Below are 24,479 nucleotides of genomic sequence, written 5' to 3'. Positions count from 1 at the left end.
TCGGTGACGGTCACCCCAGCATGGCACGATCGTTACTCGTGAGTTGGTTCGAGCGGCGTACGTGGCAGGAGCCCGGTTGGACGCCCGGGGACATCGTGACCGCGAAGGGTGACCGGACGGTTTCCGTCGTGCTACCGGCCCTCGACGAAGAGCGGACCGTCGGTGACGTCGTCGCGTCGGTCCGCCCGCTGGTCGGTTCGGTCGTCGACGAGCTCGTCGTCGTGGACTCCGGGTCCACGGACGCCACCGCGCGGACCGCCGAAGCCGCGGGCGCCCGGGTGGTGCGCCGCGAGGACGTGCTGCCGGACCTGCCGCCGGTCCCCGGCAAGGGCGAGGTGCTGTGGCGCTCGCTGGCCGCCACCACCGGCGACCTCGTCGTCTTCCTCGACTCCGACCTGGTCGACCCGGACCCGGCGTTCGTGCCGTCGCTGCTCGGACCGCTGGTCACCGAGCCGGGGGTGCACCTGGTCAAGGGCTTCTACCGCCGTCCGCTGCGGCTGGAGAGCAGCGGCGGCGGGCGCGTCACCGAGCTGCTGGCCCGGCCGGTGCTCTCGGCGCTGCGGCCCGCGCTCGGCGGGCTGGTCCAGCCCCTCGGCGGCGAGTACGCGGGCACGCGCGAGTTCCTCGAGTCGGTGCCGTTCGCGGCCGGGTACGGCGTCGAGATCGGGCTGCTCCTCGACGCCGAGGCGCGGTACGGCCTCGCCGGGCTCGCCCAGGTCAACCTCGGCGTCCGCAAGCACCGGAACCGGTCGCTGGCCCAGCTCGGCGTGATGTCCCGGCAGATCCTCGGCACGGCGCTGGAGCGCTGCGGGGTCCCGGCCGCCGACGCGCCGTTCACCCAGTTCGTCCAGGTCGACGAGGAGTGGCTGCCGGACGTCACCGACGTCCGGGTCGCCGACCGGCCGCCGATGCGGGAAGTGCTCGCCCGTCCTCGAGGGTGAGCACCTCGTCGAAGCCGTCGAGGTGCTCGGGGCGGTGGGTGACCAGGACGACCGTGCCCTTCGCGTGGGCGAGGACGTTCTTCAGGACGGCGTCGCCGTGCGCGGGGTCGAGGCCTTCGACGGGCTCGTCGAGCACCAGCACCGCCGGGTCCGCCAGCACCGCGCGGGCCAGCACGAGCCGTTGCCGCTGACCGCCGGAGAGGGCGTCGCCGTCCGGGCCGGTGCCGCGGTCGAGGTCCAGGTCGAACCCGGCGACCGCGCACGCGGCCCGCAGTTCGTCGTCGGTGGCGTCCGGCTTCGCGAGCAGGAGGTTCTCGCGGACGGTCGTGTGGAAGACGTGCGCGTCGGCTTCGGCGCCGGAGATGATCTCCGGCAGGTCGGCGTACTCGCTCAGCGGGTGGCCGTCGAGGAGCACCCGGCCTTCGGTGGGTGACTGGCTGCCGAGCAGGAGGCGGAGCAGCGTCGTCTTGCCGGCCCCGCTGGGGCCGAGGATCCCGACGCGCTTGCCGGGTGGCAGGTCCAGGTCGACGTGCCGCAGCGCGGGCGCGCGGCCGGGGTGGCGGACGCCGGCGCCTTCGAGCGTGAAGTGCCCCTTTCCGGGCGTCCGCGTGCCTTCGGGGACGGCCGGTTCGCTGAGGACGGCCCGCACCCGGCCGGCCGACGCGCGGATCTCCGGTACCCGCCGGGCGGCGCCGATCAGCGGGAGCACGACCTCGAAGCTGGTCATGGCGGCCAGGGTGAGCGCGGCGGTCCAGGGCACGGAGGCACCGGCCAGCAGCGCGACGGCGACGGTGGTGCCGAGCTGGACGAGCACCCCGGCGGCCCCGAGCAGGGCGGATCGGTCTGAGACGGCCCGCTCGTTCGCGGCGATCTCGCCGACGACGCGGGCTGCCAGGGCGCGGTGGCCGTCCAGCGCACCGGCGGCGACGAGTTCCCGGTGCCCGGTGACGAGCTCGACCGCGCGTTCGGCCAGCTCAGCGCGTTTCGGGGCACTTTCGCGGGCGGCACGGGCGGTGCCGCGGACGACCAGCCAGGGCAGGACGACCCCCGCTGTGAGCAACCCGGCGGCAAGCGCGGCTGCGGCGGCCACGGAGGCGGTCGCGGTGACGCCGACGGCGGTGGCCCCCACGATGGCGGCGACACCCGCGGGCAGCAGCCACCGGAGGACGGCGTCCTGGAGAGCGTCCACATCGGACACCAGCCGGGTGACGAGGTCGCCGCCGGAGTACCGCGAGCCGGGCACGAGGGCCTGGTAGACGCGGGTGCGCAGGGCCCCGAGCCAGCGGAGGACGACTTCGTGCCCGGCGAGGCGTTCGGCGTACCGGAGGCCACCGCGGAGGAGGGCGAGGGTCCGGACCCCGACGATGGCGAGGGTGAGCGCCCCGAGCGGCGGCCGTTCGGCGGCGCGCAGGAGCAGCCAGGCGGCGGTGGCCATGAGCGCGAGGGCGGCGAGTTCGGCGCCGGCGCCGAGGAGGGCGGCACGGGCGAGGCGGAGGGTGTCCCTTGTGGACACGGCCCAGAGGTTCACGCCGCCACCTCCGTGCGGATCCGGCCGTCGCGCAGCTCCACCACCCGGTCCGCCAGTGACGCCAGCGCCGGGCGGTGGGCCACCAGCACCGCCGTCCGGTTCGGCAGCAGGCGCCGGGTCGCGGACAGGACCGTCTCCTCCGTGCGCGAATCCAGCCGGGTCGTCGGTTCGTCGAGCAGCACCAGCCCCGACGACGTCCGGGCCAGTGCCCGCGCCAGGCCCACCCGCTGCCGCTGTCCCGCCGACAAGCCCTCGCCCAGCTCGCCCACCTGGGTCGCGTACCCCGCGGGCAATCCCGCCGCCACGGAGTCCAACGCCGCGGCCCGGGCGGACGCCGGGACGTCCGCCGACGGCAACCCCAAAGCGATGTTCTCCGCCAGCGATCCCCGGAACAATGTCGGCCGCTGCGGCACCCACGCCACCTCCGCGAGCCAGTCCGACGGCGACAGCGAGCGCAGGTCCACCCCGTCGACGAGCACCCGCCCCGACGTCGGCGTGACGAACCCCAGCAGCACCGCCAGCACCGTGCTCTTCCCCGACCCGCTCGGCCCCACCAAAGCGATCCGCGAACCCGCCGGCACGCGCAAGTCCACTTCGGACAACGCCGGAACCCCGTCGTAAGCCACCGAAACCCGGTCCAGCACCAGCGAAGGCGCACCCCGCCGTCGAGTCGAAACCGCCGTACGAGGGGAAACCACCGGGACCGCAAGGGCTTCCCGCAACGCCGTCAGCCCCTCCGCCGCCGCGTGGAACTTCGCGCCCGCCGCGCGCAGGGGCAGGTACGCCTCCGGGGCCAGCACGAGCACCAGCAACGCCGTCCGCGCGTCGAGGCCGCCGTCCAGGAGGCGGAAGCCGATCGGGACCGCGACCAGCGCCACCGACATCGTCGCCACCAGTTCCAGCACCAGCGCCGAAAGGAACGCGACCCGCAGCGTCTTCATCGTCGCGTCCGCGTGGGCGGCCGCCATCGACCGGACCGTCGACGCCTGCGCCGCCGCCCGGCCGAACAGCCGGAGCGTGCCCAGACCCCGGACCACGTCGAGGAAGTGGCCGCCCAGCCGGGTCAGCAGCGACCACTGCCGCTCGGTGCGCGTCGCGGTGTGCTTGCCGACCAGGATCGCGAACACCGGGACCAGCGGCAGCGTCGCCGTGACGACCAGCGCCGGCACCAGGTCCGTCGTGAACAGCCGCGCGAGCACCGCCACCGGCACCACCACCGACACGACCAGCGCGGGCAGGTACCCGGTCAGGTAGCCGTCCGTGGCGTCGATCCCGCGCGTCACCTGCGTCGCGACGACGCCCGCGCGGTCGGCGCGGGAATCGAGCAGCCGGCGGCGCAGGCCACCGCGCACCGAAGCCGCGAACCGTCCACTGAGGACGCCGTGCCCCCACGAAAGCAGGACCCGCGCGGCGATCGCGACGATGAGGAACAGCGAGACCCCGCCACCGGTGAGCAGCGTGGCGAGACCTTCGGCCTGCAGCAGCACCGCCGCGGCGGTGAGCACCCCGAGCGCGGCCAGCACGGCCAGGTAGCGCCGGAGTCCGGGCAGAGCGGGCACGGCGTTCCCCTTAGAAGTGCAGCAGCGAGCGCTGGTCGACGGGATGGCGGTGGGCGCGCCAGGTCAGCCACTGCACGACCAGCAGCACCAGCAGCGACGGCGGCGCGAACCACGCCAGCAGCGCGAACGTCCCCGGCGCCGTCGCCGCCTGCTCGACCGTCAGCGTGTAGCCGGGCGAGGCCAGCACGGCGGGGAACCGCAGCGTGCCGGCGAGCAGGGCCGGGCAGGCGGCCAGCACCATCGAGCCGATCAGCGCGACCCGGTTGCGGCGCAGCGCCAAGCCGAGCCGGGTGACGGCGAGGGCGGCGAACGCCAGCACCGCGACACCCGCGCCAAGCGCCGTGACGCCGTCGAGTGTGAAGAAGCCCCACACCGTCGCGATCACCAGGAACGCCAGCACGGGCGCGGTGAACGCGCGGGCCAGCCGCACCGCGCGCCCGGTCAGCTCGGCCGGGCCGCGCACGGCGAGGAACGCCGCGCCCTGCAAGGCGAACAGCGCGACGAACCCGAGTCCCCACAGCACGGCGTACGGGCTGAAGAGCGCGAGGACGTCCCCGGACGGCGAGCCGTCGGCGGCCAGCGGCAGCCCGGCCACGAGGTTGCCGAGGAACAGGCCCCACGACAGTGCCGTGACCAGCGCGCCGCCGACGATGCCCGCGGTCCAGGCACCGCGCCGCGCGTCCGGGCGGCGGCTGCGCAGCTGCATCGACGCCGTGAACGTGACCAGGCCGAGCAGCAGCGTCACGACCAGGACGTAGGCCCCGGCGAACACCTTGCCCTCCAGGTGCGGGAACGCGCCGAACAGCAGCCCGATCGCCGCGACCAGCCACACCTCGTTGGCCAGGAAGAACGGGCCGAGCGCGCCGAGCATCCGGCGCCGCCGCCGTTCGTCGGTTTCGAACGCGGGCAGGAGCATGCCGACGCCGTAGTCGTAGCCAGCGAGCGCGAAGTACCCGCAGGTCAGCAGGCCGAGAACGCACCACCAGAAGGTCACCACCGGTCAGACTCCGCTCAGGGCGGGCTGCTCGGCCGGCTCGTCGACCGGGTCCGGGCCGCGCTTGGCGACGCGCGCCAGGAGCACCCAGTCGGCGACCGCGAGCGCGGCGAACAGCAGCGAGAAAGCGATGAAGGAGAACAGGATCTGCCCGGCCGGGACGTCCGCGACGGCGTCGGCCGTGCGCAGCTTCCCCCAGACCAGCCACGGCTGGCGGCCGAGCTCGCGCACCAACCAGCCCATGATCGACGCGAGGAACGGCAACGGGATCGCCGCGACCATCAGGTAGTGCAGGAACCGGGCCTTGGTGAGCCAGTTCCGGAACAGCAGCAGCGTGCCCAGCAGCGCGCAGAGCAGCATCAGGAACGCGAGCATGATCATCAGGCCCAGCGGCAGCCCGACCGCACCCACCTTGAGCTTGTCGGGCTGGTACATCTTCAGCTGGCCGAACTGGGCGAAGCCCTGGTTGACCACGAAGATCGAGCCGATCAGGGCGGTGACCACGCCGATCCGCATCGAGCGGCGGAAGAACTCGACCTCCGTCGTGCGCTTGAGGAAGTGGTAGGCGCTGACGCCGACGACGAAGAACCCGCCGGTCACCAGTGCGGCGCTGAGCACGTGCGGCAGCGACGCGACCAGCGCCGGGTTCGAGAACAGCGCGCCGAAGTCGTCGAGGTGCAGGGTGCCGCCTTCGAGCCGGCTGCCGACCGGGTTCTGCAGGAACGAGTTGGCCAGCATGATGAACAGCGCCGACGCGTACGCGGTCAGCGTGACCAGCCAGATCAGCGCCAGGTGCAGCCACTTGCCCAGCCGCCCGAAGCCGAAGATCCACAGGCCGAGGAAGGTCGACTCCAGGAAGAACGCGACCAGCGTCTCAATGGCCAGCGGCGCGCCGAAGACGTCGCCCGCGAATGCGGAAAGCCCGGTCCAGGTCAGTCCGAACTGGAATTCCATCACGATTCCGGTGACGATCCCCAGCGCGTAGTTGATCACGTACAAGCGGCCCCAGTAGCGGGTCATGCGCAGCAGTTCGGGCTTGCCGCCGACCGCCGCGCGCGTCTGCATCACGGCCACCACGGTGACCAGCCCCAGCGTGAGCAGCACGAACAGGAAGTGGAACGAGGTCGTCGTCGCGAACTGGAGTCTCGCGACCGGGAGTGCGTCCATGCCGACGGACTATATACGTAGCCTGCCTACATGTAGCCACCAAATCTATGAGATCCGGGTCATCTCCGGGATATCCCCTGGTGCGTCCCCCGCGCCCGGGCAATAGCCTCTCCGGGGTGGGGATGCGTAGACTGCGTACCTATGAAGGCGGATACCCTGCGCGGGCACCTCGACGCGCTGCTCCTGGCCGTGCTCGACGGCCGGAAGCTGCACGGCTACGCGATCATCGAGGCGCTCCAGCTGCGCAGCGACGGCGCGCTCGACCTGCCGACCGGCACCGTCTACCCGGCGCTGCGCCGGCTCGAACGGGCCGGCTGGCTGGCCAGCGAGTGGGACGTCGTCTCCGGCCGCAAGCGGCGCACCTACCGGCTCACCCGCTCCGGCCAGCAGGCACTGGCCGCCGAACGCGCCGAGTGGCGGGAGTTCACCACGGTCATCGGGGGAGTGCTGGGGACATGATCGACGAATACCTGGGGGATCTGGACCGCAGACTGCACGGCTGCGGCCGGTTCAAGGCCGACCTGCTGGGGGAGGCGCGGGACGGCCTGCACGACGCCGCGGACGCGTACCGCGCGGGCGGCTGGAGCGAGGAGGACGCCGAGCGCCGCGCCGTCGCCGACTTCGGCCCGCCCGCCGTCGTCGCCCGCGACTACCAGGCCGAGCTCGGCATGCTCAGCGGTGTCCGGACGCTGTGGAAGCTCGTCATCGGCGTCCCGGCGATGCAGATCGCGTGGGACTACGCCCGGATCCTCACCTTCGGCGAGTGGACGAAGATCTCGACGCCGACGCCGGAGTGGTACAAGGTCGTCACGCACGTCACCCACGGCGCGGTGTTCGTCGTGCCGGTGATCGGCGTGCTCGCGCTGCTCGGCATCCGCTGGCTGAGCCGCCGCCTGGACGGCACCGGGCTCGCGCGGTTCTGCGGCAGCCTCATCGCGGTCGCGGTCGGCGTCAACCTGGCGTCGGTCGGGCTGCTGATCGGCGCGACCGGGTTCGTCGACGCGTCGAGGCTGTTCCTGAGCGTCCCGTGCGCCCTGTTGATGGTCGCCTGGGTGCTGCTTTCGCTGCGGCTCGTCGTGCTCGCGAGACGATCCTGGGGTGGGTATGCCACGATCGTCGCGTGACGACCGCGCTGATCTACCTCGTAGTCATGCTGCTGGTGGCCGCCGTGGTGTTCCTGCTCGCCGCCGTGGTCTTCGGCCGGGGTGAGGAGCTCGCCCCGCTGCCGCCGGGCAGCTCGCCGACGCGGCTGCCCGCCGAGGACATCACCGGCGAGGACCTGACGGAGGTCCGCTTCCAGCTGGTGCTGCGCGGCTACAAGATGTCCGAAGTGGACTGGGTGCTGCGGCGCCTCGGCGTCGAGCTCGACGAGCTGCGCGCCCGGGTCGGCGAGCTGGAACAGCGCGAACGCGAACGGGAGAGTTCGCCCGAAGGCGCCCAGTGACGGATCTGATCCTGTCGGTCGACGTGCGCGCGCCGGCCGGGACGACCTGGCTCGCGCTCACCGACTGGACGCGCCAGGGCGAGTGGATGCTCGGCACCGAGGTGGAGGTCGTCGAGGGCAACGGCCGCAGCGTCGGGTCGCGCCTGTCGGCGTTCACCGGGGTGGCCGGCATCGGGTTCACGGACAAGATGGAGATCACGAGCTGGGAGCCGCCGGTGCGGTGCGCCGTCCGGCACCTCGGCAGCGTCGTGCAGGGCACCGGCGTGTTCCAGGTGGTGCCGAAGGGCGCGACGCGCTCGACGTTCGTCTGGGCCGAGCACCTGCGGCTGCCGTTCGGGCCGCTGGGCCGGCTCGGCTGGCCGTTGGTGCGGCCGGCGTTCGCGCTGGGCGTGCGCCAGTCGCTGCGGCGGTTCGCGCGGTTCGCGGAGGACTATTCGGTGGGTGGGGATGACTGAGCTGTTCGGCACCGACGGCGTCCCGCGGTGCAGCTGGGGCAATTCGGCCCCGGACTACGTGGCCTACCACGACGAGGAGTGGGGCGTGCCGCTCCACGGGCAGGACGAGCTGTACGAGCGGCTGTGCCTCGAGTCGTTCCAGTCGGGACTGTCGTGGATCACGATCCTGCGCAAGCGCGAGAACTTCCGGAAGGCGTTCAAGCGGTTCAAGCCGGCGCAGGTGGCGAAGTTCGGCGACGCCGACGTCGAGCGGCTGATGCAGGACGCGTCGATCGTGCGGAACCGGGCCAAGATTCTGGCCGCGATCAAGAACGCGCAGGCGATCGGTGCTTTGGACACGCCGTTGGACGACCTGCTGTGGTCGTTCGCGCCTTCTTCACATCGCCGTCCGAAGACGATGGCCGACGTCCCGGCGATCACGGACGAGTCCAAGGCGATGGCCAAGGAGCTGAAGAAGCGCGGGTTCGTCTTCCTCGGCCCGACCACGTGCTACGCGCTGATGCAGGCGACCGGCATGGTCGACGACCACGTCCAGGGCTGCTTCCGCGCCGGCTCGTGAGTGTTTAGTCGGGTTAGAACCCGACTAAACACTCACGAGCGTTACTTGCCCTGGAAGTTCGGCTTGCGCTTGCCGACGAAGGCCTCGACGGCCTCGGTGTGGTCGGCGGTCGCGCCGAGGGCGGCCTGGGCGGCGTCCTCCGCGGCGAGGGCCTCGTCGAACGTCGACTGCGCGGCCAGGTTGAGCACGCCCTTGATCTTCGCGTAGGCCACGGTCGGCCCGTTCGCCAGCTTCGCCGCGATCTTCTGGGCGCGGGCCGGGAGTTCCTCGTCCGGCACGACCTCGCCGACCAGGCCGAGCCGCAGCGCCTCGGCGGCGTCGACGGTCCGGGCCAGCAGCATCAGCTCGGCGGCGCGGCCGTAGCCGACCAGCCGCTGCAGCGTCCACGACGCACCCGAGTCCGGGCCGAGCCCGACGTTGGCGAAGGCCATCAGGAACGACGACGATTCGGCGGCGATCCGCAGGTCACTGGCGTAGGCGAAGGCGGCCCCGGCGCCCGCGGCGGTGCCGTTGACGGCCGCGATGACCGGCTTCTCCATGTCCACGATCGCCTTGACGATCGGGTTGTAGTGCTCCTTCACCGTCTGTAGCGGGGCGGGGTCACCCGCCTGGAGCAGCCCCACGTGTTCCTTCAGGTCCTGGCCGGCGCAGAACGCCTTGCCGGACCCGGTCAGCACCACCGCGCGGACGGCTTCGTCGCCCGCCGCCGCCCGCAGCGCCGCGAGCAGTGCTTCCTTCAGCTCGACGGTCAGCGAGTTGTACGCCTGCGGCCGGTTGAGGGTGAGGGTGCGCACCCCTTCGGCGTCGGCGATCAGCAGGACGTCGGATGTGGTCACGTCTTCTCCTTGCGCGGAAAACTTCGGTCGGCCGAGAGTCTTCCACCTCTCCCGGGCCGCATACCAGCACCGATACAGCGGCAAATGATCGGTCCGCTGATGCGCCCGGCCGCTGATGAGGGACAATGGACACCAGACCCGGCTGGCTTTCACGCGAGCGCGACCCGGGCGCGCCGGTTGAGACGGAGGGAGCACGCTATGGCGGCCATGAAGCCCCGGACCGGAGATGGTCCCCTCGAAGTGACTAAGGAGGGGCGGGGCCTCGTGATGCGCGTACCGCTCGAGGGCGGTGGGCGACTCGTCGTCGAACTTTCCGCGGAAGAAGCGAAGGACCTCGGCGCCGCACTGGCGGAGGTCACGGGCTAGCAAGCCTCCCTCGAACCGTCCTTCCGTCGCACCCCGGTCTCCCTTCGGAGGCCGGGGTCGCGGTTCCTCAGCGCCCGGAGGTTGCTCACTGTGCGTAATCCGCTACCCCCCGTTCCGACCAGTCTGCTCGACATCGAGGTGGCGGCGGAGCTCCGCCGCGGCACCCCGACGGCCCGGCTCGTGACCGCGCCGGCGGACGACGTCGAGTCCGAGCCGCTCGAGGTCGGCGGCATCCGGATCACCGGCAAAGCGGGCGACGTGCAGGCGATCCCCGGCGACGGTCCCCGCTGGGTCGCGGGCCTCGGCGACGGCGAGCCGAAGCAGTACCGCAAGACCGGCGCGGCGCTGGTCCGCGCGGTGAACGCGGCGCTGGCGGAGGACGTCGACGGTGGGGGGAAGGCCTTCCGCGCGGTGCAGGTGGCGCTGCCGGAAGAGGCGTCCGGCGAGCACGTGACCGAGCTGGCGCTCGGGCTGCTGCTGGGCGGGTACCGCTTCAAGGTGTCCGGTGAGGACCCGAAGCCGTCGGTGCGGACGGTGCGGCTCGTGACCGCGGACCCGGCTTTCGGCGAGCTGGTCGCCCGCGCTTCGGCACTGGCCGCGGCGACGGCGCTGACCCGCGACCTGGCGAACACGCCGTCGAACGTGAAGAGCCCGGCGTGGCTGGCGGACACCGCGTCCAAGGTGGCCGGACCGGGTGTCGAGGTGACGGTCCGCGACGAGAAGTGGCTGACGACGCAGGGCTTCGGCGGCGTCGTGGCGGTCGGCGGCGGCTCGGCCCGTCCGCCGCGCCTGATCGAAATGTCGTACAAGCCGTCGGGGGCCGCGAAGCACCTGCTCCTGGTGGGCAAGGGCATCACGTTCGACACGGGCGGCCTGTCCATCAAGCCGGCCGACGGCATGCACCTGATGCGCACGGACATGGCGGGCGGCGCGGCGGTGATCGCCGCCACCCGCGCGATCGCGGCGCTGGGCCTGCCGATCCGCGTGACGGCGCTGGTGCCGGCGGCGGAGAACCACGTGTCGGGCTCGGCGTACCGGCCAGGCGACATCGTCCGCCACTACGGCGGCAAGACCACAGAGGTGTCGAACACGGACGCGGAGGGCCGCATGGTCCTGGCGGACGCGCTGGCGTACGGCATCCGCCGGTTCAGCCCGGACTACGTGGTCGACGCGGCGACGCTGACGGGCGCCATGAAGGTCTCGCTGGGCCTGCGGACGGGCGGTCTGTTCGCTTCGGACACCGCGCTGGCCACGGCGGTCGTCGCGGCGGGCGCGCGGGTGGGCGAGGCGTGGTGGCGCATGCCCCTGGTGGAGGACTACGCGGACAACGTCCGCGGCGAGTTCGGCGACGTCCGCCAGACGCCGGGAGGCCCGGGCAGCATCACGGCGGCGCTGTTCCTGCGTGAGTTCACGTCCGGGCTCCCGTGGGCGCACCTGGACATCGCGGGACCGGCACGGTCGGAGAAGAACTACGACGAGGTGGTCCCGGGAGCAACGGGCTTCGCGGCCCGAACACTGGTGGAGCTGGCGGCTTCCCTGGGCTGAGGGGTTTGTCCACAACCCGGCTGGGGTGTGGACAACCTGCTGTTCGCGGCCGGGTTCGTCGGTGGGTGCCGATAGGCTGGAGCAGGGACGCCCCCCAGGGTTGGGCGGGGGCTGTCCGGCGGGGGATGGGGGCTCAAATCCCGGCTAGCACGTGGTCGCGGAAGCCGTTCACCGCCGGGGTCATCGGCTCCTCCGCCCGCCAAGCCAGCCCGATCGTCCGGTACGGCGGCGGCGACAGCGGCACCTCCGCGACCCCCGCCGGGCTGCCCGGGCCGAACCGCGGCAGCAGCGCCACCCCCAAGCCCGCCGCCACCAGGCCGCGGACCGTGTCCGACTCCTGGCCCTCGAACGCGATGCGCGGGGTGAACCCCGCCGCCGCGCAGAGCTCGTCCGTCAACGTCCGCACGCCGTAACCCTGCTCCAGCAGCACGAACTCCTCGTCCGCCAGCTCCGCGACCCGCACCGAGCGCCGGCCGGCCAGTGGGTGACCCGCCGGCACCGACAGCAGGATCTCCTCCTCGACCAGGCCCGCCGACGCCAGCGCGGGCACCGACGGCAGCGGCGCCAGCAGGGCCAGGTCCAGCTCGCCGCCCGCCAGGCGGTCGATCATCTCCTGCCGCGAGCCCTGGACCAGCGTGAACCGCACGCCCGGGTACCGCGCCCGGTGGCCGCGCAGCAGGGACGGCACCAGCGACCGGCCGAGCAGGTGCAGGAACCCGAGCACCACCAGACCCGACTCCGGGGACACCTCCTCCCGCGCCAGCCGGACGCCGGTGTCGAGCGCCGCCAGGCCGCGCTCCGCCGCTTCGGCCAGCAGGTCCGCCGCGCGGGTGAGGCGGATCCCGCGGCCGTCCGGCACCGTCAGGGGCGCGCCCAGCGCGTCCGCCAGCGCCGCGAGCCGGCGGCTGACCGTCGGTTGCGGGACGCCCAGCAGCTCGGCCGCGCGTGTGATGTTCCTCGTCTTCCGCAGGGCGGCCAGCAGCGGCAGGTGCGGTGCGACCTGGGCTGACAGCGAGTCATACGTCACCGCATGAATCATGCCAGGTGAACGCATTGGACGTATTGGTTAGCTCTGCTTACTTTCGGAGGGTGACTTCCACGCGCCGAGTCAAGATCGCCGTCGCCGCGGCCGGGATCTCCTCCTTCGCCCTGCTCTACGCGCCGCAGCCGGTGCTGCCGCAGCTCGCCGCGCAGTACCACCTGGACCCCGGCGGCGCGGCGCTCGCCGTCAGCGTCGCGACCGGTGCGCTCGCCATCGCCGTCCTGCCGATCGCCGCGCTGTCGGAAGTGGTCGGACGACGGCCGGTGATCCTGACGTCCGTCATCGCGTCGGTCGTGTTCGGGCTGCTGCTGCCGCTGATGCCGACGTACCCGGCACTGCTCGTCCTGCGCGCGCTGCAGGGGATCGCGATCGCCGGCTTCCCCGGCGTCGCGGCCGCCTACCTGGCCGAACGCCTGGGCCGCGCGGGTGTCGCCGCCGCGGTCGGCGCGATGATCGCCGGCAACACCATCGGCGGCATGCTCGGCAGGCTCGCCAGCGGGTTCACCGCGGGCCCGCTCGGCTGGCGCGGCGCGCTGTTCGTCGTCGCGGGGGTGGGCGCGGTGTGCTCGGCGATCACCGTCGTGACGCTGCCGCCGGGCACGCGCCCGCGGGGGAACGCCCAGCTCCGCGCGGTCGGGCAGGGGCTGGTCACGGCGGTGCGCAAGCCGGTGCTGCTCGCGCAGTACGCGGTCGCGCTGCTCGCGATGGGCTCGTTCGTCGCGCTCTACAACGCCGCCGGCTTCCGGCTGACCGGCGACCCGCTGGACCTGTCGCCGGCGGTCGCGTCGCTGGTGTTCCTCGCCTACGCGACCGGCTCGGTGTCCTCGGCCGCGGCCGGCCGCCTGGTCGCACGCGTCGGCCGCCGCCGCGCGGTGATCGGCGCCCTGCTGCTGACGGCGGCCGGCGCGGCCCTGACGCTGCCCGACTCCCTGCCGCTGGTCATCGCCGGGTTCCTGGTGCTGACCTGCGCGTTCTTCGCCGCGCACGCGGTCGCGAACGGCTGGGCGGCGGCCGACGCCCCCGAGAACGCGCGCGGCCAGGTCGGCGGCATGTACACGGCGACGTACTACCTGGGCAGCAGCGTCGGCGGCGCGGCCGGCGCGTGGGTGTACGGCCACGAGGGCTGGCCGTGGCTGATCGCGGTGGTGGTGGCCTGGCTGCTGCTCGCGGTGGCGGCGGTCGGCGCCGGGACGCGGGTCCGGGTGGCGCGGCGGGAGCTGGTGGCGAGCTGATCCGGAGCGGCGGGCACGTCGTGAACGGATCGTTCATGGCGCTTTCGGGCCGGTGTTGCCGCTGAGGTCGGGTGGTGCTGGCTGCTGTGGTGTCGCGAATGACTCATTGGGGACCTCCGAGGTCCCCAATGAGTCATTCGCGACCTTGGCGGAGCAAACGCGAGTTGTGCACAGGCTCGCGAGGTTGTGGACAGCTGAGTCAGATCGCGGCCGCGACCAGCAGCCCGCCGCCCACCGGGAGCAACGCCGGGACCAGGCGGTCGTCCTCGCGGAACGCTCGCGCCACCTCGCGCAGCGCCAGCGTCTCCGGGTCGCGGTGGGACGGGTCGATCACCCGGCCGCCCGCCAGCACGTTGTGGAACGCGATGATCCCGCCCCGCCGCAGCAGCGACACGCCCAGCTCGTAGCACCCCGGGTACTCGATGTGCGCGGAATCGACGAACACCAGGTCGTACCCGCCCGGCGTGAGCCGCTGCAGGACGTCCAGCGCCCGCCCGATGATCAGGCGCGTGCGGCCCGGCGCGTAGCCGGCCTCGCGGAACGTCGCGCGCGCGGCCCGCTGGTACTCCGGCTCGACGTCGATCGAGGTCAGGATGCCGTCGGGGGCCATGCCGCGCAGCAGGCTCAGCCCGCTGACGCCGGCGCCCGTGCCGACCTCGACGACCGCCTTCGCCCGCAGCGTCGCGGCCAGGAAGCGCAACGTCGCGCCCGCGCCCGCGCTGAGCGGGACGCAGCCCAGGTCTTCGGCCCGTGCGCGCGCCGAAGACAGCACTTCGTCGTCGGGCAGGTACCCGTCGACGAACCCGGAATCGGCCGGCGCGGCCGCAGGGGTGGGCGTGTTCACGCACGGAGGTTAGCGTTGGTTGTCGATAAATCCTCGCAGGCTCCCGGGTAAGCACCCGGGAAGAACTTCTCAGCCTGCTCTCAGTCCAGTCTCACTAGAACCATAAGGAACCCCGACAGACTGAAATCCAGACACACGGGAACACCGTGGCCGAGGCCCGCGTTGGGTGGAGCAGACAGGAGAGACGCAGATGGAGGTGCCTGCTCCCGCCATGCAGAACGCCGTTGCCGACGCCGGGGCTCAGCCGGTGACCCTGGACGAGGCGACTTGGACGCCGCCGTCCTGGGACGAGGTCGTGCGCGAACACGGCGACCGGGTCTACCGGCTCGCCTACCGCCTGACCGGCAACACCCACGACGCCGAGGACCTGACGCAGGAGACCTTCATCCGGGTCTTCCGCTCGCTGGCGTCGTACAAGCCGGGCACGTTCGAGGGCTGGCTGCACCGGATCACCACCAACCTCTTCCTGGACATGGCCCGCCGCCGCTCGCGCGTGCGGATGGAAGGCCTGCCCGAGGACACCGACCGCATCGTGGGCGACGACCCGAGCCCCGAGCAGGTCTACACGGACACCCACCTGGACCCCGACCTGCAGGCGGCGCTCGACGAGCTGCCCCCGGAGTTCCGCGCCGCGGTCGTGCTGTGTGACGTCGAGGGCCTGTCGTACGAGGAGATCGGCGCGACGCTCGGTGTCAAGCTGGGCACCGTCCGCAGCCGGATCCACCGCGGCCGCCAGGCGTTGCGCGCTTCGCTCGAGCGACGGCGCGCTTACGCACCGGAGTCTGCGAAGGTGTCGGTATGACCGCACCGCGAGGCTGGGGACTCCCCGAGTCGCACTTGCTGCCGGACGTCGTGGTGGCGTTCGTGGACGGAGAGCTTTCGCACGGCGCCCGCGACCGCGCGGCGTCGCACATCACGCGCTGCCAGGCGTGCGCGGCCGAGGTCCGCGCCCAGCGGCAGGCGGTCGACGCGATCCGGCACGCCGGCGCCCCCTCGATGTCGGCGGGGTTCCTGGCGAGCCTGCAGTCGATCCCGCAGCACACGGAGCTGCCGGGCACCCCGGACAACCTGGCGATCACGGCCGACGGCCAGCTGGTCGCGGTCCAGCGCCCCGACCGGGTCGCGGGCCTGCGTGACTCCGGCGTGCTGGGCGGCGTGGCGCCGCTGGGGTCGTCGGCTCCGCTGGGCCAGTCCCCGAACGTCCTCGGCGGCGGCCGCTTCAAGCGCCGCGCGGCCCAGGGCGCGGGTGTCGTCGTGTCCGGCCTGGTGCTGAGCGCGCTGGCGCTGGTCGGCACGTCCGCGGACGGCGACGGCAGCCCCGAGCAGGGCGGCGGCGCACCGCAGCCGGCGAACCTGCTCCCGGCCCAGCTGGCGGTGCCCCCGCAGCCGGCGCCGAAGTCGATCCCGGTGAGCACGTCACCCGCCGCGGTACCCGCCGGCATCCGCTGAACAGCTTGACCGAGGCCGTCGCGAGGAACCCCCCCGTGGCGGCCTTCGTCGTGTCCGGAGCGGGCGGGCCGCCGCGGATCAGCCCAGTGCCCTGAATGACTCATTCAGGACCTCGCGCGGGGGCCGGCAAGGTCGTGTCCGGGCCCGGCGGGTCTCGGGGTGTCTTGAATGACTCATTCAAGTCCTCCGGCGACAGGGTCCCGGCAAAGTCGCCGGCCTCGGCTCGCTTCACCGCCGGCAGGCGGAGTGGGCAGTTCGAGCGAGGTCGCGAATGAGTCATTGGCGGCTTTGGAGGTCCCGAATGAGTCATTCGCGACGCCGCCTTCGGCAAGCCGCTCGGTGTGCGGGAGGTGGCGTCCGGGGATCGGTGGCCCGAGCGTCGTGAACGGGTCGTTCACAACATCGCGGCGGATCCGGCCGATCGCGCACACGCGACTTTGCCGGGACCCTGTCCTCCGGCGACAGGAATGAGTCATTCAAGACATCCGGTGAGCGTCGCCCCTCCCCGCCGTAGCCCAAGAAACAGCCACTTCACCGCCGGACCGGCAGACTCGGAGCACTGGGCTTGGGTATCGTCACGCCCAGCCACCTGATCTTCTTCTGCACCGGGGAATGATGACCGAGCCGAACGTGAATCCCGAGCAGCCCGGCGCGCGTGATGCCGACAGGCTGGGTCCGCGGCCGCTCGCGCGGCCCGCCGTCGATCCGGCCCAGGCCGCCGTGTTCGGGCGGCCGCAGGGGGTCGACGGGGCGTTCGACAAGCTCTACAGCCCGCAGAAGGCCAACGGCGTCAACCTCGCGCCGCCCGCGCCCGAGTCGCTCGCCGAAGCCTTCCGGCGGCCGCCTGGGGCCGAGGGTGTGCTGCTCGAGCGGCCGCGGGAAGCCACCGGTGACCCGAAGGAAGCCGATCCGCCGCTCTGGCACAGCACGAGCGACCCGTGGCGCGATCCGGGTGCCGGGGCCGTGCTGGCCGGGCCCGCGATGCCCGCCGAGGAAGAGGAAAAGCCCGCCAAACGGCCGCCGGGAGCGTTGCTCAGCCTGCCCGAGCTGCTCTTCGGACGTCGCGTGCAGCCGAAGGCGCTGGCTCTGCTCGGCGTCGTCGCGCTGCTCGTCGGCGCGGCCGGCGGCCTCGTCGGCTGGTGGGTCGCCGACACCGGCACCGAGCTCACCGGGTCCGCGACGATCTCCGAAGCCGAGGCCGCGAAGGAGCGTCCGGCCGGTTCGGTGGCGGAGATCGCCAAGCGCGTCGCGCCTGCCGTCGTTTCACTCGAGGTCTTCAAGCCCGGCGCCGAGTCCGGTGAGCAGGGCTCCGGCGTGATGATCGACCCGCAGGGCTACATCCTCACCAACGAGCACGTCATCGCCTCCGCCGCCGCGGACCCGGGCGTCAAGGTGACCGCGATCTTCGTCGACGGCACCCGCACCGAGGCCAAGCTCGTCGGCGCCGACCAGAAGACCGACCTCGCCGTCGTGAAGGTGAACGTCACCAACCCGACCGTGCTGCAGATCGGCAAGTCCGCCGACCTGCAGGTCGGCGACACCGTGATGGCGATCGGCTCGCCGCTGGCGCTGCAGAACTCCGTCACCGCGGGCATTGTCAGCGCGCTGAACCGGCCGATCACCGCGGGCGGCGACAGCGGCGCCCCGCCGGTCACCTACGAAGCCATCCAGACCGACGCCGCGATCAACCACGGCAACTCGGGCGGCGCGCTCGTCGACTCCACCGGTGCGCTGGTCGGCATCAACTCGTCGATCCGCTCGTCCAGCGCGGACGGCGGCAGCATCGGCATCGGCTTCGCCATCCCGAGCGACTACGCGATCAAGATCGCGAAGTCGCTGATCAAGGACGGCAAGGTCCAGCACGCGGACATCGGCATCAACGCGTCGTCGACGGTCGCCGGCTCGTCCACGATGGGCGCGCAGGTCAAGAACGTCGCCCCCGGCGGCCCGGCCGCCAACGCGGGCATCAAGGAGGGCGACGTGATCACGAAGATCGGCAACCGGCTGGTCCGCGACTCCGCGGAACTGACGGTCGCGGTCCGCGCCCACGACGTCGGCGAAGTGGTCCCGGTGTCACTGGCCCGCGATGGCGCGAGCTTCGTCGTGGACGTAACCCTGGCTTCCGACTGAGTTCCCGCGTTCGGCCTGCCGGCGCACGGCGGGCTGCGGGTACCCTGGGCGGGTAGGTTCAGCTGCGGAGGTTGACTGGTGTTCGACAGCGTCGGGTGGGGCGAAATCCTCGTCCTCATCATCGCCGGTCTCTTCATCCTCGGCCCGGAACGCCTCCCCGAGGCGGCGTCCTGGCTGGCGAAGAGCGTGAAGAAGGTCCGCGACTTCGCGACGGGTGCGCGTGAGCAGTTGCGCGAGGAGATGGGCCCGGAGTTCGACCAGCTCCGCAAACCCCTCGAGGACCTGCGCGGGCTGCGCAACTTCGACCCCAAGCGCGTGGTGACCCAGCACCTCTTCGACGGCGACGCGGACCCGCTCGGCCTCAAGGGCATCACGAACGGGACCAACGGAACCAACGGCTCGAACGGCACGACGGTCGGGCAGACCCAGTCCCAGCCGGAGCCGCTGAAGCCGGGGGAGCGCCCCCCGATCGACCCGGACGCCACCTGACGCACTGAAGGCCACCCCGCGGGGTGGCCTTCAGTGTCCGGCAGGAAGATCAGCGGCCGGCCGGCGTCACGTTCAGCATCATCCCCGCCAGGCCGCGGGCCCGGACCGAAAGCTTCTTCGCGACGTCGTTCAGCACCGCCGACGCGGGCGCCTCCGGCTCGGACAGCACGATCGGTGTGCCCGCGTCGCCCTGGGCGACCACCCGCGGGTCCATCGGGACCTGGCCGAGCAGCGGGACCTCGGAGCCGATCGACTTCGTCAGCGAGTCGGCCACCGTCTGGCCGCCGCCGGCGCCGAAGAGCTCGAGCCGGGAGCCGTCGGCCTGCTCCAGCCACGACATGTTCTCGATGACGCCCGCCACGCGCTGGCGCGTCTGCAGCGCGATCGCGCCCGCGCGCTCGGCCACCTCGGCCGCCGCCTGCTGCGGGGTCGTGACGACCAGGATCTCCGCGTTCGGGATCAGCTGGGCCACCGAGATCGCGATGTCACCGGTGCCCGGCGGCAGGTCCAGCAGCAGGATGTCGAGGTCGCCCCAGAACACGTCGGCGAGGAACTGCTGCAGCGCGCGGTGCAGCATCGGGCCGCGCCACACCACCGGGGTGTTGCCCGGGGTGAACATGCCGATCGAGATCACCTTCACGCCGTGGGACTGCGGCGGCATGATCATCGTGTCGACCTTGGTCGGCTTCTCGCGCGCGCCCAGCATGCGGGGGATCGAGTGGCCGTAGATGTCCGCGTCCACGACGCCGACCGACAGGCCCCGCGCGGCCATCGCCGCGGCCAGGTTCACCGTGACCGACGACTTGCCGACGCCGCCCTTGCCCGAGGCCACGCAGTACACGCGGGTCATCGAGCCCGGCTGCGCGAACGGGATCACCGGCTCCGCCGCGTCCCCGCGCAGCGACTTCCGCAGCTCGGAGCGCTGTTCGTCACTCATGACGTCGAGCTCGACGCGCACGTCCGCGACGCCGGGGAGCTTCGAGACGGCTTCCTTCGTGTCGTTGGTCAGCGTCGCCTTCAGCGGGCAGCCCGCGACCGTCAGGTAGATCCCGACCGTCACGACGCCGTCGTCGCCGACGACCACGTCCTTGACCATCCCCAGGTCCGTGATGGGTTTGCGGATCTCCGGGTCTTGCACGCTCTTCAGCGCGCTGCGGACGTCGTCGACGCTGGGGAGCTGCTGCGTACTGGTCACCCCGCCCATGTTACGTACCGGTAGCGCCCCGGTCCGCCTTGGCCTTCCTGGGCTTCACGGAAAGGTCCTCCCGGAGCCGGTCCAGCTCGCTGCGCAGGTAGTCCCGCGTGGCCACCTCGCCGACCGCCAGCCGCAGCGCCGCCAGCTCCCGGGCCAGGTATTCCGTGTCGGCTTTCGTCTGCAGTGCCCGGTTCCGGTCCTCCTCCAGGGAGACGCGGTCGCGGTCGTCCTGCCGGTTCTGCGCGAGCAGGATCAGCGGCGCCGCGTACGCCGCCTGCGTCGAAAACGCCAGGTTGAGCAGGATGAACGGGTACGGGTCCCAGCGCAGCGACACCGCCGCCAGGTTCAGCACGATCCAGACGATCACGATCAGCGTCTGCCAGAACAGGTACTTCCCGGTGCCGAGGAACCGCGCGATCCGCTCGGTGAACCGGCCGAACGAATCGGGGTCGATGTTCAGCCTGAACCGGTTCTGGCCGCGGGGCTGGTCGAGCCGCCGTCCCGAAGTCGGCTCAGGCACGGTGTTCCTCCAAGGTGTCGTGCAGGCCGGTCTCGCGCCAGTCCTCGGGCAGCAGGTGGTCGAGGACGTCGTCGACGGTCACCGCGCCGATCAGGTGGTCCTCGGCGTCGATGACCGGCCCGCAGGTCAGGTTGTAGGCCGCGAAGTACCGCGTGACCTCGGCCAGCGAGGCCTCCGGTTTCAGCGGGGGCAGCCCGGTGTCGACGGCGCTGGCCACCAGTTCGGCCGGCGGCTCGCGCAGGAGCCGCTGGAAGTGGACGACGCCGACGTAGCGCCCGGTCGGCGTCGCGGTCGGCGGGCGGCAGACGAACACCATGCTGGCCAGCGCCGGGGGCAGCTCGGGGTTGCGGATGTGGGCCAGCGCCTCCGCGATCGTCGTGTCCGGGGTGAGCACGACCGGCTCCGGCGTCATCAGGCCGCCCGCGGTGTCGGACGAGTACTTCAGCAGCCGCTTGACCGGCGCCGACTCCTCCGGCTCCATCAGTTCCAGCAGCCGGCTCTGGTCGGCCGGGGCGAGCTCGGCCAGCAGGTCGGCCGCGTCGTCGGGGTTCATCGCCTCCAGGACGTCGGCGGCGCGCTCCTCGGCCAGGTACGCCAGCAGCTCCTTCTGGTCGTCGTCCGGCAGCTCTTCGATGACGTCGGCGAGGCGCTCGTCGTCCATCGCGTCGGCGACCTCGTGGCGCCGCTTGAGCGGCAGGTCGCGCACGGTCGCGGCGATGTCGGCCGGCCGCATGGTGTCGAACAGCATGAGCAGCTGGCCGGCGCCCTGCGGCTGCGCGCCGAGGTCGGCCAGGCCCAGCCCGGAGACCTCCGACCAGGGCAGCACCTGCATCGCCGAACGGCGGCGGCCCAGCCCGCCCCGCCGCTCCCGGATGGCCAGCTTGGCCAGCACCCAGTCACGGGTGCGGGTCGGCTCCATCCCGGCGTCGACGACGGTGATGCGCGTGCCGGACGCGGTGAGGGCGGCGTGCGCGTCGAGCAACTGGCCGAGCACCAGCACCTCGTTGGGCCGCTGGACGAACTGGCGCATGTTGACCGAGCCGGTGGCGAGCGTCACGGCGGTCGGCTCGATCGCGGTGACCCGCAGCATCGGCACGAAGACGCGCCGCCGCGTGCTCAGCTCGACGACGAGGCCGAGGATCCGCGGCGGCTGCGCGTCGAGGCGCAGCCCGGCGACCAGGTCGCGAACCCGGCCGATCGACTCGCCGTCCGGGCCGAATACCGGCAACCCGGACAGCTGAGCTGCGAAAACCCTGTTGACCGCGGCCATGCCGCTGACACTATCGGCTGGCTGCCCAGGGGGCGATTTCCGCCACTGTGACGAACGCCGGGTCGTCGCTGTCTTCGCCGGTCTCGTCGAGCTCTTCGACCATCCAGATCCAGTTCTGCACGGCTCGCACGAGCGTCCACGCCCGTGCCTTCGAAGCGTCCAGTTCGTGCGAAGCGACGATCAGCGCGAACCGTTCGTCCAGTGTGGACTCGGTGAAGCGGTTCCAGAACAACGGGATGACACCCCACTCGAGGTCGCCCGCCAAGGGCTTGGGATCGATCACCAGCCACGGTTCGCGCGTGCCGGCGAGGACGTTCTCGAAGTGCAGGTCCTCGTTCACCAGCAGCTCACCCGCGTCCGGCCCGAGCTCGCGGCAGAGCGCGACGGCGTCGTCGACCAGCCGCCGCTCGAACGGCTCGCCGAGCTCGGCCCAGCGGCGGGGCAGCTCTTCGGCCAGCTCCGCGGCTTCGGTGCGCAGGTGCCGCTTCAGCGACGGCGGCGCGGGCACGGCAAGCCGGCGCGCCAGACCGCCGATGAGCGGGATCGCTTCGCGCAGCGGGAGGTCGTCCAGGGTGTGGTCCGCGTCGAGCCGTTCGAGCAGCAGGACGCCGTCGGCCGGCGCGGAGTCCAGCAGCAGCACCGCACCCCGACCGGCCCATGTGGACAGTGCGAGGGGCTCGTCCGCCGACTCTTCGTCGCGCCAGCCGAGCTTCAGCACCACCGGCGTGCCGTCGGGCAGGCGTGCCGGCTGCGCCACGCCGACGTAGCCGTGCATCGCCTCGCCCTCGAACGTCAGGCCCCACCGGCGGGCGTACCGGGCGGCGAGCCGGGGTAGGTCCGCGAGCCAGGGGACGGCCTCGGGGCCGAGCACCCGGGGCGCGCGGGCGGCGAAGAGCGGCGGAACGCGAAGATCGGTCACCACCTCAGCCTGGCAGTCCCGTCCAGCGCGTTTCGTCCTGGTCGCGGCGGGCGTACGCTGGGCTTTCAGGGGAAACGCAACCCCGGGAGCAGCCATGGTGGTGGAGATCCTCAGCGCCGTCGTCGTCGCGGGTGGAGCCTGGCTCGCGGCCAGCGTGCGCGTCGTCAAGCAGTACGAACGCGGACTCGTCTTCCGGTTCGGCCGGGTGCGGGCGAAGGTGCGGGAGCCGGGGCTGGCGGTGCTGGTGCCGTTCATGGACCGCATCCAGAAGGTCAACATGCAGATCGTCACCATGCCGATCCCCGCCCAGGACGGCATCACCCGCGACAACGTCACCGTCCGGGTCGACGCGGTCGTCTACTTCAAGGTCATCGACCCGGTCGTCGCCGCGGTCAACGTCCAGGACTACCGGTCGGCGGTCGGCCAGGTCGCGCAGACGTCGCTGCGCTCGATCATCGGCAAGAGCGAGCTCGACGACCTGCTCTCCAACCGCGAGCGCCTCAACGAGGGCCTGGAGCTGATGATCGACAGCCCGGCGCTGGACTGGGGCATCCACATCGACCGCGTCGAGATCAAGGACGTCGCACTGCCGGAGGCGATGAAGCGCTCGATGTCGCGCCAGGCCGAGGCGGAGCGGGAACGGCGCGCGCGCGTCATCTCCGCCGACGGCGAGCTGCAGGCGTCGCACAAGCTCGCGCAGGCCGCGGCGACGATGGCCGACACCCCGTCGGCGTTGCAGCTGCGGCTGCTGGAGACCGTCGTGCAGGTGTCGTCGGAGAAGAACTCGACGCTGGTGCTGCCGTTCCCGGTGGAGCTCCTGCGGTTCCTGGACGCGCAGACGCCGAAGCCCGCGCCGCCGGAGCCGCCGGCCGAGGCGAAGCCGGAGGTGAACGGTCACGCGACCCCGGCGCCGCGGGCCCCCGGCGACGCGGTGCTGCCGGACTAGTTCAGCTGCCCGTTCGCGCTCAGCACGATCAGGGTGGTGAAGAACCCGACCCAGAGCGCGACGACGACGTAGCCGACGATCACGGCGGCCGTGGCCAGGCCGCGGCCGCCCGCTTCACCGCGGTTCGTCTTGCTCAGCGCGATGTGGCCCATGACCAGGCCGGCGATCGCCGTGATGCCGGAGCAGAAGCCGAGGATCGAGCAGACCAGGGCGCCGATCGCCAGCGCGTTGTCCTGCCCGCGCGCCGAAACCCCGTACGGCTGCGGGTACTGCGGCGGCGTCACGTACGACTGGTACGGCGGGTACGGCGGCGGCGGGTACGCGGGCGGCGCGTACACCGGCTGCGGCTGGCCCGGCGCGGCGTAGGGCGTGCCGGGGATGTGCGCGGCCGGCGTCTCGAACGAGCCGGGCGGCAGCGGACCCGGCTGCTCCGGCTCCGGCGCGGCGGGCGACTGGGTGGCCGCCGGTTCCGCGACGGTGGTGTCCGCGATCGTCGCGTCGCCGGCCGGCGGGTCGTACTTCTCCGGCTCGTACGACGTCGTGTCCGCGGCGGGCGGCGGGTCGTAGGCCACGGTCGGGTCGGTGGCCGGGCGGTCCTTGTCCCCGGACGGGTCGGTCATGACGGGTCCCCTCGGTGCGTGCGGGAAGCCAAGGCTAGCGCCAGCCGCTGAACGCGCCGATCCCGATGAACAAGGCGAACAGCCCGATGTTCAGCGCGACCGCGCAGTAGCCGATGATGATCCCCGCCAGCGCGAGGCCCTGGCCGTCGGCGACGCCGCGCTTGGCCTTGCCGTAGGCGATGTGGCCCATGATGATGCCCGCGATGCCGACGGCGAAGCAGAGGACGAGCCCGAGGATCGAGCAGACCAGCGACCCGACGGCGAGGCCGGAGCCCTCCACCGGGGGCTGGTAGCCGCCCGGGTAACCGGGGTACTGCGGGTAGCCGGGCTGCTGGTAGCCGTACTGCTGGCCATATTGCTGACCGTACGGATTGTTCGGGTCCTGCGGATAAGTCATGGTGCTCCCCTCCGCGCCGCACTCTACGGCGG

The 24,479-nt window shown here is 72.4% G+C and carries 27 protein-coding genes; 14 read left to right on the top strand and 13 right to left on the bottom strand.

The window, feature by feature from the left end; genetic code table 11:
- Window positions 1–38 precede the first annotated feature (38 nt).
- Window positions 39–941 carry a glucosyl-3-phosphoglycerate synthase gene (locus SD460_RS00870; RefSeq protein WP_290051714.1) on the top strand — a complete coding sequence of 301 codons (903 nt, stop codon included), beginning with the start codon at window positions 39–41 and terminating at the stop codon, window positions 939–941.
- Here SD460_RS00870 and cydC read toward each other — a convergent pair.
- Genes cydC through SD460_RS00850 form a run of 4 tightly spaced genes read right to left on the bottom strand, consistent with a single transcriptional unit; the run spans window position 877 to window position 6,189 of the window.
- Window positions 877–2,469, bottom strand: coding sequence for a thiol reductant ABC exporter subunit CydC (cydC, locus tag SD460_RS00865; RefSeq protein WP_290051716.1), 1,593 nt, complete (start codon window positions 2,467–2,469; stop codon window positions 877–879). The genes SD460_RS00870 and cydC overlap by 65 nt on opposite strands.
- Window positions 2,466–4,028 (bottom strand): thiol reductant ABC exporter subunit CydD, encoded by a 1,563-nt coding sequence (gene cydD / locus SD460_RS00860; protein ID WP_290051718.1) that lies wholly within the window; start codon window positions 4,026–4,028, stop codon window positions 2,466–2,468. The genes cydC and cydD overlap by 4 nt, the downstream gene beginning before the upstream one ends.
- 10 nt (window positions 4,029–4,038) lie before the next feature.
- Window positions 4,039–5,025 (bottom strand): cytochrome d ubiquinol oxidase subunit II, encoded by a 987-nt coding sequence (cydB, locus tag SD460_RS00855; protein WP_290051720.1) that lies wholly within the window; start codon window positions 5,023–5,025, stop codon window positions 4,039–4,041.
- 3 nt (window positions 5,026–5,028) lie between these two features.
- Window positions 5,029–6,189, bottom strand: coding sequence for a cytochrome ubiquinol oxidase subunit I (locus SD460_RS00850; RefSeq protein WP_290051722.1), 1,161 nt, complete (start codon window positions 6,187–6,189; stop codon window positions 5,029–5,031).
- Window positions 6,190–6,330: 141 nt separating this feature from the next.
- On the opposite strand from SD460_RS00850, the gene SD460_RS00845 reads away from it, so the two are divergent.
- Genes SD460_RS00845 through SD460_RS00825 form a run of 5 tightly spaced genes read left to right on the top strand, consistent with a single transcriptional unit; the run spans window position 6,331 to window position 8,647 of the window.
- Window positions 6,331–6,648: a helix-turn-helix transcriptional regulator gene (locus tag SD460_RS00845; RefSeq protein WP_086681660.1), complete on the top strand. Its 318-nt coding sequence runs from the start codon at window positions 6,331–6,333 to the stop codon at window positions 6,646–6,648.
- A complete protein-coding gene (locus SD460_RS00840) occupies window positions 6,645–7,313 on the top strand; it encodes a permease prefix domain 1-containing protein (protein ID WP_290051725.1) in 669 nt (222 codons plus the stop codon). Before SD460_RS00845 ends, SD460_RS00840 begins: the two co-directional genes overlap by 4 nt.
- The gene (locus tag SD460_RS00835; protein WP_290051727.1) at window positions 7,310–7,633 is read left to right on the top strand and encodes a DivIVA domain-containing protein; all 324 of its coding nucleotides are present in this window, start codon (window positions 7,310–7,312) and stop codon (window positions 7,631–7,633) included. Before SD460_RS00840 ends, SD460_RS00835 begins: the two co-directional genes overlap by 4 nt.
- Window positions 7,630–8,088, top strand: a complete 459-nt coding sequence (locus SD460_RS00830) for an SRPBCC family protein (protein ID WP_290051728.1) — start codon at window positions 7,630–7,632, stop codon at window positions 8,086–8,088. Before SD460_RS00835 ends, SD460_RS00830 begins: the two co-directional genes overlap by 4 nt.
- On the top strand, window positions 8,081–8,647 hold the full coding sequence (locus SD460_RS00825) for a DNA-3-methyladenine glycosylase I (protein WP_290051730.1): 567 nt from the start codon (window positions 8,081–8,083) through the stop codon (window positions 8,645–8,647). The genes SD460_RS00830 and SD460_RS00825 overlap by 8 nt, the downstream gene beginning before the upstream one ends.
- A gap of 41 nt (window positions 8,648–8,688) precedes the next feature.
- Here the strand turns inward: SD460_RS00825 and SD460_RS00820 are convergent, their stop codons facing one another.
- Complete coding sequence (locus SD460_RS00820) at window positions 8,689–9,483, bottom strand: enoyl-CoA hydratase-related protein (protein ID WP_290051731.1); 795 nt, start codon at window positions 9,481–9,483, stop codon at window positions 8,689–8,691.
- A gap of 198 nt (window positions 9,484–9,681) precedes the next feature.
- Between SD460_RS00820 and SD460_RS00815 the strand changes: the two genes are divergently transcribed.
- Together SD460_RS00815 and SD460_RS00810 are read left to right on the top strand one after the other, a co-directional pair.
- On the top strand, window positions 9,682–9,849 hold the full coding sequence (locus SD460_RS00815; RefSeq protein WP_013222969.1) for a DUF3117 domain-containing protein: 168 nt from the start codon (window positions 9,682–9,684) through the stop codon (window positions 9,847–9,849).
- Window positions 9,850–9,939: 90 nt separating this feature from the next.
- A complete protein-coding gene (locus tag SD460_RS00810; RefSeq protein ID WP_318305822.1) occupies window positions 9,940–11,394 on the top strand; it encodes a leucyl aminopeptidase family protein in 1,455 nt (484 codons plus the stop codon).
- A 133-nt stretch (window positions 11,395–11,527) separates the two neighbouring features.
- Here the strand turns inward: SD460_RS00810 and SD460_RS00805 are convergent, their stop codons facing one another.
- Entirely contained in the window at window positions 11,528–12,433 is a 906-nt protein-coding gene (locus SD460_RS00805) for a LysR family transcriptional regulator (RefSeq protein WP_438860560.1), read from the bottom strand.
- A gap of 50 nt (window positions 12,434–12,483) precedes the next feature.
- Here SD460_RS00805 and SD460_RS00800 point away from each other — a divergent pair, with 50 nt between their 5' ends.
- Complete coding sequence (locus SD460_RS00800; protein ID WP_318305821.1) at window positions 12,484–13,668, top strand: MFS transporter; 1,185 nt, start codon at window positions 12,484–12,486, stop codon at window positions 13,666–13,668.
- 199 nt (window positions 13,669–13,867) lie between these two features.
- On the opposite strand, the gene SD460_RS00795 is transcribed toward SD460_RS00800, so the two are convergent.
- Window positions 13,868–14,512 (bottom strand): O-methyltransferase, encoded by a 645-nt coding sequence (locus SD460_RS00795; protein ID WP_086865531.1) that lies wholly within the window; start codon window positions 14,510–14,512, stop codon window positions 13,868–13,870.
- Between the two features lie 211 nt (window positions 14,513–14,723).
- Between SD460_RS00795 and sigE the strand changes: the two genes are divergently transcribed.
- The 4 genes from sigE (at window position 14,724) to tatB (ending at window position 18,580) form a co-directional block, all read left to right on the top strand.
- On the top strand, window positions 14,724–15,314 hold the full coding sequence (gene sigE / locus SD460_RS00790) for an RNA polymerase sigma factor SigE (RefSeq protein WP_290051771.1): 591 nt from the start codon (window positions 14,724–14,726) through the stop codon (window positions 15,312–15,314).
- On the top strand, window positions 15,311–15,961 hold the full coding sequence (locus SD460_RS00785) for an anti-sigma factor family protein (RefSeq protein ID WP_290051746.1): 651 nt from the start codon (window positions 15,311–15,313) through the stop codon (window positions 15,959–15,961). The genes sigE and SD460_RS00785 overlap by 4 nt, the downstream gene beginning before the upstream one ends.
- Before the next feature lie 612 nt (window positions 15,962–16,573).
- A complete protein-coding gene (locus SD460_RS00780) occupies window positions 16,574–18,091 on the top strand; it encodes a trypsin-like peptidase domain-containing protein (protein ID WP_318305820.1) in 1,518 nt (505 codons plus the stop codon).
- A 78-nt stretch (window positions 18,092–18,169) separates the two neighbouring features.
- On the top strand, window positions 18,170–18,580 hold the full coding sequence (gene tatB / locus SD460_RS00775) for a Sec-independent protein translocase protein TatB (RefSeq protein ID WP_290051750.1): 411 nt from the start codon (window positions 18,170–18,172) through the stop codon (window positions 18,578–18,580).
- 49 nt (window positions 18,581–18,629) lie between these two features.
- Here the strand turns inward: tatB and SD460_RS00770 are convergent, their stop codons facing one another.
- The 4 genes from SD460_RS00770 to SD460_RS00755 are packed head-to-tail and all read right to left on the bottom strand — an operon-like array spanning window position 18,630 to window position 22,487.
- Window positions 18,630–19,775, bottom strand: a complete 1,146-nt coding sequence (locus SD460_RS00770; protein ID WP_290051751.1) for an Mrp/NBP35 family ATP-binding protein — start codon at window positions 19,773–19,775, stop codon at window positions 18,630–18,632.
- Between the two features lie 10 nt (window positions 19,776–19,785).
- Window positions 19,786–20,295, bottom strand: coding sequence for a DUF1003 domain-containing protein (locus tag SD460_RS00765; protein WP_290051752.1), 510 nt, complete (start codon window positions 20,293–20,295; stop codon window positions 19,786–19,788).
- On the bottom strand, window positions 20,288–21,565 hold the full coding sequence (locus SD460_RS00760) for a magnesium transporter MgtE N-terminal domain-containing protein (protein ID WP_290051753.1): 1,278 nt from the start codon (window positions 21,563–21,565) through the stop codon (window positions 20,288–20,290). Before SD460_RS00760 ends, SD460_RS00765 begins: the two co-directional genes overlap by 8 nt.
- A 10-nt stretch (window positions 21,566–21,575) precedes the next feature.
- Window positions 21,576–22,487 carry an aminoglycoside phosphotransferase family protein gene (locus SD460_RS00755; RefSeq protein ID WP_290051755.1) on the bottom strand — a complete coding sequence of 304 codons (912 nt, stop codon included), beginning with the start codon at window positions 22,485–22,487 and terminating at the stop codon, window positions 21,576–21,578.
- A gap of 91 nt (window positions 22,488–22,578) precedes the next feature.
- Between SD460_RS00755 and SD460_RS00750 the strand changes: the two genes are divergently transcribed.
- Complete coding sequence (locus SD460_RS00750) at window positions 22,579–23,430, top strand: slipin family protein (protein ID WP_318305819.1); 852 nt, start codon at window positions 22,579–22,581, stop codon at window positions 23,428–23,430.
- Here SD460_RS00750 and SD460_RS00745 read toward each other — a convergent pair.
- On the bottom strand, window positions 23,427–24,050 hold the full coding sequence (locus tag SD460_RS00745; RefSeq protein WP_290051757.1) for a DUF4190 domain-containing protein: 624 nt from the start codon (window positions 24,048–24,050) through the stop codon (window positions 23,427–23,429). The genes SD460_RS00750 and SD460_RS00745 overlap by 4 nt on opposite strands.
- Before the next feature lie 34 nt (window positions 24,051–24,084).
- Entirely contained in the window at window positions 24,085–24,447 is a 363-nt protein-coding gene (locus tag SD460_RS00740; RefSeq protein ID WP_290051758.1) for a DUF4190 domain-containing protein, read from the bottom strand.
- Between the last annotated feature and the right edge of the window lie 32 nt (window positions 24,448–24,479).

The sequence above is a fragment of the Amycolatopsis solani genome, assembly GCF_033441515.1.
Classification (GTDB): Bacteria; Actinomycetota; Actinomycetes; order Mycobacteriales; family Pseudonocardiaceae; genus Amycolatopsis; species Amycolatopsis solani.
Note: the sequence above shows the minus strand (reverse complement) of the source record. Positions and strands in the feature narration are given on the sequence as shown.

Coding starts and splice junctions, on each gene's coding strand:
- SD460_RS00785 (WP_290051746.1), top strand. CDS start 15,311: ATGACCGCACCGCGAGGCTGGGGACTCCCCGAGTCGCACTTGCTGCCG.
- SD460_RS00745 (WP_290051757.1), bottom strand. CDS start 24,050: ATGACCGACCCGTCCGGGGACAAGGACCGCCCGGCCACCGACCCGACC.
- SD460_RS00805 (WP_438860560.1), bottom strand. CDS start 12,433: ATGATTCATGCGGTGACGTATGACTCGCTGTCAGCCCAGGTCGCACCG.
- SD460_RS00750 (WP_318305819.1), top strand. CDS start 22,579: ATGGTGGTGGAGATCCTCAGCGCCGTCGTCGTCGCGGGTGGAGCCTGG.
- sigE (WP_290051771.1), top strand. CDS start 14,724: ATGCAGAACGCCGTTGCCGACGCCGGGGCTCAGCCGGTGACCCTGGAC.
- SD460_RS00760 (WP_290051753.1), bottom strand. CDS start 21,565: ATGGCCGCGGTCAACAGGGTTTTCGCAGCTCAGCTGTCCGGGTTGCCG.
- SD460_RS00740 (WP_290051758.1), bottom strand. CDS start 24,447: ATGACTTATCCGCAGGACCCGAACAATCCGTACGGTCAGCAATATGGC.
- SD460_RS00825 (WP_290051730.1), top strand. CDS start 8,081: ATGACTGAGCTGTTCGGCACCGACGGCGTCCCGCGGTGCAGCTGGGGC.
- SD460_RS00845 (WP_086681660.1), top strand. CDS start 6,331: ATGAAGGCGGATACCCTGCGCGGGCACCTCGACGCGCTGCTCCTGGCC.
- SD460_RS00780 (WP_318305820.1), top strand. CDS start 16,574: ATGATGACCGAGCCGAACGTGAATCCCGAGCAGCCCGGCGCGCGTGAT.
- SD460_RS00850 (WP_290051722.1), bottom strand. CDS start 6,189: ATGGACGCACTCCCGGTCGCGAGACTCCAGTTCGCGACGACGACCTCG.
- SD460_RS00840 (WP_290051725.1), top strand. CDS start 6,645: ATGATCGACGAATACCTGGGGGATCTGGACCGCAGACTGCACGGCTGC.
- SD460_RS00815 (WP_013222969.1), top strand. CDS start 9,682: ATGGCGGCCATGAAGCCCCGGACCGGAGATGGTCCCCTCGAAGTGACT.